This window comes from Mycobacterium sp., from assembly GCF_035653355.1.
In the GTDB taxonomy this organism is placed as follows: domain Bacteria; phylum Actinomycetota; class Actinomycetes; order Mycobacteriales; family Mycobacteriaceae; genus Mycobacterium.
In genome coordinates, this window is the sequence record NZ_DASRBZ010000591.1 from 1 (window position 1) to 6,095 (window position 6,095).

A 6,095-nucleotide genomic window follows, 5' to 3' on the forward strand; every position below is an offset into this window, starting at 1 on the left:
GAGGCCCAGTGACAGCACGTCTTTGATGTGCAAGTAGCCGATGAAAGTGCCGCCGAGGTCGGCCACCGGAAATCGGGAGTAGCCGGTTTCGGCCAGCGCCTCTTCGATCGCGCCGACCGTCGGCCCGCGGCCGGCCGCGGCCACCGGCACCGCGCGAACGTGGTGGATGGGAACCGCGACATCGGCGACCACCCGATTGCGGATCTGCAGCGCCCGGGTCAGCCGGGTGTGCTCTTCGTGATCCAGCAAGCCTTCTGACACCGATTCGGCGATCATCTCGCTGAGCTCGACCGTGGAGACCGTCACGTCGAGCTCGTCTTTCGGCTGCGCCCGCAGCAGCCGCAGGATCGCGTTGGCGCTCCAGTTGTAAAACGCGATCAACGGGCGCACGGCCCGCACGTAGAGCAGGTACGGCGGAATCAGCAGCATCGCCGCCTTCTCGGGGCCGGCGATCGCGATGTTCTTGGGCACCATCTCGCCGAGCAGCACGTGCAGCGTCACCACAATCGCCAACGCGACCACGAAAGACACGGTGTGCAGCAGCGCACCGGATACGTGCAGCAGCGCCAACGGTGTCCGTAGCAGATCGGCGACCGCGGGTTCTCCGAGGCGGCCCAGCAGGATCGAGGAGACCGTGATGCCGAGCTGCGCCCCGGCGAACATCAGCGGCAGCCGCTCGCCGGCCCGGATCACGGTGACCGCGCTTGCCCTGCCCTGCTCGGCGAGGGCTTCCAGCCGGTCGCGACGCACCGAGATCAACGAGAACTCGGCGCCCACGAAAAACGCGTTGGCCCCGACCAGCAGCAGGGTCAGCAGCACATCGAGGATGTCGCGCATCAACGGCCTCGCTCACCGTGGCCGTTGCGGCGGCCCAACTCGGTCAACTCGAGCACGTCGATGCGGCGGCCGTCCATTCGGACCACTTTCGCCTGCCAGCGAATCGAGTTGTCCGACGGGCCGTCCGGTTCGAACGCCGTCAGCTCGACCGATTCGCCGGCTGCCGGTATGTGGCCGAGCTCATGGAGCACCAGCCCGCCGATCGTCTCGTATTGGCCCTCTGGTGCGCGGTAGCCGGTGGCCGCGGCCACCTCGTCGATGCGCAACAGCCCGGAGACCCGCCAGCCGTTACCCGCCGCGACCACATCAGGGGTTGCGTCGTCGTGCTCGTCGCGGACATCGCCGACCAGCTCCTCGATGAGATCCTCGACGGTGACCATTCCGGCGGTGCCGCCGTACTCGTCGACGACGAGCGCGGCCTGCAGCCCATTGGCGCGGATCTGGGCCATCAGCGCGTCTCCGTCCAGCGTCGAGGGCACCACCGCGACCGGCTGCGCCACCGCAGTGAGCTTGGTGCGCGCGCGGTCGGCAGGCGCCACCTCGAAGACTTGCTTGACGTGCACGATGCCGACGGTCTGGTCGAGATCGCCGTCGACTATCGGGAAGCGCGAGAACCCGCTCTCGGCGGCGGTGGCAACCAGATCGGCGACGGTGTCGTTGATCTGCAACGCCACGATCTTCGACCGCGGCGTCATCAGCTCTTCGGCCGTCAAGGCGCCGAACTGCAGCGACCGCCCGACCAGCGCCGCGGTGACCGGATCCAGTGACCCGCTGCGCGCCGACGTCCGCACCAGCGACACCAATTCCTGCGGGGAGCGGGCCGAGCGCAGCCGCTGGGCCGGTTCGACGCCCAGCCTGCGCAAAACCCAGTTCGCGGCGCCGTTGGTCAGCCGGATAGCGGGTGTGAACACCACCGAAAACAGCAGCTGCAGTCCCGCGACCGCGCGTGCGGTGGGCAGCGGGCGTGCCACCGCGAGGTACTTGGGCACCAGCTCGCCGAAAATCATCGACAGTGAGGTGACGATCACCAAAGCGACGAACGCGATGATCCCGTCGGCGACCCGGTCCGATATCGCGAACGCGTCCAAGGCCGGGTGCGGCAGCTCGGCTACCAGCGGCTCGGTGAGGTAACCGGTGACCAGCGTGGTGATCGAGATACCCAACTGCGCGCCGGACAATTGAAACGACAACGTGCGGTGCGCGCGCTGCACGTAGCGGTCACGACGCGTCCCACCCCGCGCGTTGGCGTCGACCGTGCTGCGCTCCAGCGTGGTCAGCGAAAACTCGGCCGCCACGAAGATCGCCGTGCCGGCGGTGAGCGCCACGATCGCCAGCAGGCTCAGCACGACGATGACGACGCTCATCCGCGACTCGCCGGTCGCACGATGCGCTGAGGGAGCCCGGCGCCGGGACGGTGTCTTTTCACCAGCCGAACGGCAGCGGGTGACCCTCCGCGAAACCCGCCGCCGACTGGACCCCGATCACCGCCCGCTCGTGCAGTTCCGCCAGGGTCGACGCCCCGACGTAGGTGCAGGTGCTACGCACCCCGGAGGTGATGTGGTCGATGAGGTCCTCGACGCCGCCGCGGTCGGGGTTCAGCCCCATCCGCGACGTCGAAATCCCTTCCTCGAACAACGCTTTGCGGGCGCGGTCGAAGGCGCTGTCGGCGGCGGTGCGAGCCACCACCGCCCGCTTGGATGCCATGCCGTAGCTCTCCTTGTATGGTCGGTCGTCGCGGTCGCGCATCAGGTCGCCGGGCGATTCGTAGGTGCCGGCAAACCACGAGCCGATCATCACGTTGGCCGCGCCGGCCGCCAGCGCGAGCGCCACATCGCGCGGATGGCGGACTCCGCCGTCGGCCCACACGTGACCACCCATTTCCCTTGCTGCGCAGGCACATTCGACGACGGCCGAGAACTGGGGGCGGCCCACACCGGTCATCATTCGGGTGGTGCACATCGCGCCGGGGCCGACGCCGACCTTGACGATGCTCGCGCCCGCGTTGATCAGGTCGCGGGTGCCCTCGGCGGACACCACGTTGCCTGCGGCCAGGGGTACGCCGAGGTCGAGCGACGCGACGGCCTTGATCGCGTCCAGCGCCTTGACCAGGTGTCCGTGCGCGGTGTCGATGACCAGCACGTCGACGCCGGCCTCGACCAACGCCTGCGCCTTGGCGCCGACCTCGCCGGTGATGCCGATTGCCGCGCCGATGCGCAACCGGCCGGCCGCGTCGGTGGCCGGGGTGTAGATCCCGGCACGAAGGGCTCCGGTGCGGGTCAGCACGCCCACCAAAGTGCCGTCGGGTGCGGTCAACACGGCCACGTCGATCGGCGCGTGCTCGAGCAGGTCGAACACCTTGCGTGGGTCGGTGCCCACCGGGGCGGTGACGAAGTCGGTGGTGGCGACGTCACGCACCCGGGTGAAGCGGTCCACGCCCACGCACGCCGATTCGGTCACCAGCCCGATCGGCCGGCCTTCGAAGACGACCACCGCGGCGCCGTGGGCGCGTTTGTGGATCAGCGCCATTGCATCCGACACCGAATCGTCGGGGGCCAGCATTACGGGCGTGTCGACGACCAGGTCCCGGCTTTTGACGAATTCCACCGTCTGTTGCACCGCGGTGATCGGAAGGTCTTGCGGCAGAATCACAATGCCGCCGCGGCGGGCCACCGTCTCAGCCATTCGGCGGCCGGCGACGGCGGTCATGTTGGCGACCACTACCGGGATCGTGGTGCCGGCGCCGTCGTCAGTGGACAGATCGACGTCGAAACGCGACGCCACGTCGGAACGGTTCGGCACGATGAACACGTCGTCGTACGTCAAGTCGTAGCCGGGCCGGTGCCCGTCCAGAAACCTCATCGGTGTCGCGGTGCTCCTCGTCGCGTCAGCTCGATTGTCCGGCTTCTCCTCATCGCTTCGCTCTGCATCGGCGCCGGCCTGGCTCGATTGTCCGGCTTCTCTTCATCGCTTCCCTCTGCATCGGCGCCGGACGGCCTAGGCCGAAACCTCGCTGCGGTCGCCGCCCCATAATGTGTGGAATTTGCCTGGCGCGTCGATGCGGGCGTAGGTGTGTGCGCCGAAGAAGTCCCGCTGCGCCTGTGTGAGCGCCGCTGGAAGCCGTTCGGTGCGCAATGCGTCGTAGTACGACAGCGCCGAGGAAAACCCCGGAATCGGGATACCCAGTTGGGTAGCGGTGGACACCACGCGGCGCCAGCCGTCGATCGCTGATTCGACCGCGCTGCGGAAATACGGCGCGACGAGCAGGCTGACCAGGTTGGGGTCGGCATCGAAGGCTTCCTTGATGCGGTTGAGGAATTTCGCCCGGATGATGCAGCCGCCGCGCCAGATCGTCGCCAGGTCGCCCGGTGTGATGTCCCAACCGTATTCGGCGCTGCCGGCCTGGATCTGGTTGAACCCTTGCGAATACGCGACGATCTTCGAGGCGTACAGGGCCTGGCGGATGTCTTCGGTGAAGGTGTCGGGGTCGCTGGGCCGCTCGCCGAGCCGGCCTGCCGCCAGGCCGGTGGTGGCCTTGCGCTGGGCCACCGATCCCGATAGTGCGCGGGCGAACACCGCTTCGGCGATACCGGTCACCGGGACACCCAGGTCCAGGGCCGACTTGACGGTCCAGCGGCCGGTGCCTTTCTGCTCCGCCTCGTCGACGATGACGTCGACCAGCGGTTGGCCGGTCTTGGCGTCGATTTGGCGCAGCACTTCTGCGGTGATCTCGACCAGGTAGCTGTCCAGATCGCCCTTGTTCCACTCGCTGAACACGTCGGCGATCTGCGGTGCCGTCAGCCCCAAGCCGTCGCGCAGCAGTTGGTAGGCCTCGCCGATGAGCTGCATGTCGGAATATTCGATGCCGTTGTGCACCATCTTGACGAAATGCCCGGAGCCGTCCGGCCCAATGTGGGTGCAGCAGGGCACTCCGTCGACGTGGGCGGAGATTTCTTCGAGCAGCGGGCCCAACGATTCGTAGGACTCCGCCGGCCCGCCGGGCATGATCGATGGCCCGTTCAGCGCGCCCTCCTCGCCGCCGGAGATGCCGGCGCCGACGAAGTGCAGGCCCCGTTCGGCCATCGCTCTCTCACGGCGGATGGTGTCGGTGTAAAGCGCGTTGCCCCCGTCGATGATGATGTCGCCTTCTTCCATGGCGTCGGCGAGTTCGTTGATGACCGCGTCGGTGGCGTCGCCAGCCTTGACCATGATCAGTACACGGCGCGGTTTCTCAAGGGCGGCAAGGAATTCCGGGATTGACTCGGTGCGCACGAACTTGCCCTCAGAGCCGTGCTCTTCGAGCAGGGCGTCGGTCTTGGCGACGGTCCGGTTGTGCAGTGCCACGGTGTAGCCCTGGCGGGCGAAGTTGCGGGCAATGTTCGATCCCATCACCGCCAGGCCGGTGACCCCGATCTGTGCGGTGCCGACATCAGCGGTGGATTGCGACGAGCTCATCTATTTGCCTCTCAGGCTCGGGGCTTTCGTCAAGCCTTTCACCGAACACTGTGGCACAGCGGGATTGGGCTCTCCGGAGGTATTCCCCAAGCCGTCAGGCTAGACGTCTTGCTAGGCGATGAACAGTCGCTGCAGCTCGATGAGCCACGGTATGGCCAGCGCTACTGTCGGCACCACCAACACGGCCGCGGCGGCGGCATACACAGCCGCCGCCAACATGCGGCTGTTGCCGCGCCCGGACAACCGGCGCACGCGAACCAGCGTGCTGCGCCCGCCTGCGGCCAACGCCGCCGACGGTGTCCGCCCGGATGCGCACGCCACCAGCGCCCGGGCCAGGGGAGCGCGGCCCGCGGCGCGCACCGCCGCGTCGTCGGCGAGCAGCTCGACCAACAGCTGCACGGCGTCGAGCGCGCCCGCGCTGCGAACCAATCGGGGAAACGCGGCGTGCACCGCGGTGAAGCCCTCGAGAACCAGGTCGTGCCGCGCCCGCAGGTGTGCGCGCTCATGGCTGAGTATCGCCGCGACCTCGGCGTCACTCAGGGCGGTCAGTGCCCCTTCGCTGAGCACCACGCGGCTACGCACCCCGGGCAAACAGTATGCGAGCGGTTGCGCCACGCCAAGGATGCGCAGGTCGCGCGCCCGCGCGCCCGTCTGTGCGGGCGCCCCAGCCCGAGCGCCGAGCAGATCAACAAGCATCCTGTGGTGGGCGCGGCGTCGTCGCGTGCCAATCGCCACTCTCAGCACCGCGATCGCCAGCCGGGCGCCGACCAGCACAGTAAGCGCGAAGACTGCGACGTACAGCGTCC

General features: G+C 68.2%; 5 protein-coding genes. All 5 read right to left on the reverse strand.

Translation table 11 applies throughout. The annotated features are described in order from the left end of the window. On the reverse strand, nt 1-837 hold an 837-nt coding region (locus tag VFA16_RS20360), incomplete at its 3' end, for a hemolysin family protein (protein ID WP_324969564.1). Beyond that, the gene (locus VFA16_RS20365; protein WP_324969565.1) at nt 837-2,201 is read right to left on the reverse strand and encodes a hemolysin family protein; all 1,365 of its coding nucleotides are present in this window, start codon (nt 2,199-2,201) and stop codon (nt 837-839) included. The genes VFA16_RS20365 and VFA16_RS20360, both read right to left, overlap by 1 nt. 58 nt (nt 2,202-2,259) lie before the next feature. Further along, complete coding sequence (locus VFA16_RS20370) at nt 2,260-3,696, reverse strand: GuaB1 family IMP dehydrogenase-related protein (protein ID WP_324969566.1); 1,437 nt, start codon at nt 3,694-3,696, stop codon at nt 2,260-2,262. Nucleotides 3,697-3,831: 135 nt separating this feature from the next. Beyond that, the gene (gene gndA / locus VFA16_RS20375) at nt 3,832-5,289 is read right to left on the reverse strand and encodes an NADP-dependent phosphogluconate dehydrogenase (protein ID WP_324969567.1); all 1,458 of its coding nucleotides are present in this window, start codon (nt 5,287-5,289) and stop codon (nt 3,832-3,834) included. A 111-nt stretch (nt 5,290-5,400) separates the two neighbouring features. Next, the coding region (locus VFA16_RS20380) for a M56 family metallopeptidase (RefSeq protein ID WP_324969568.1) at nt 5,401-6,095 on the reverse strand (695 nt) is incomplete at its 5' end.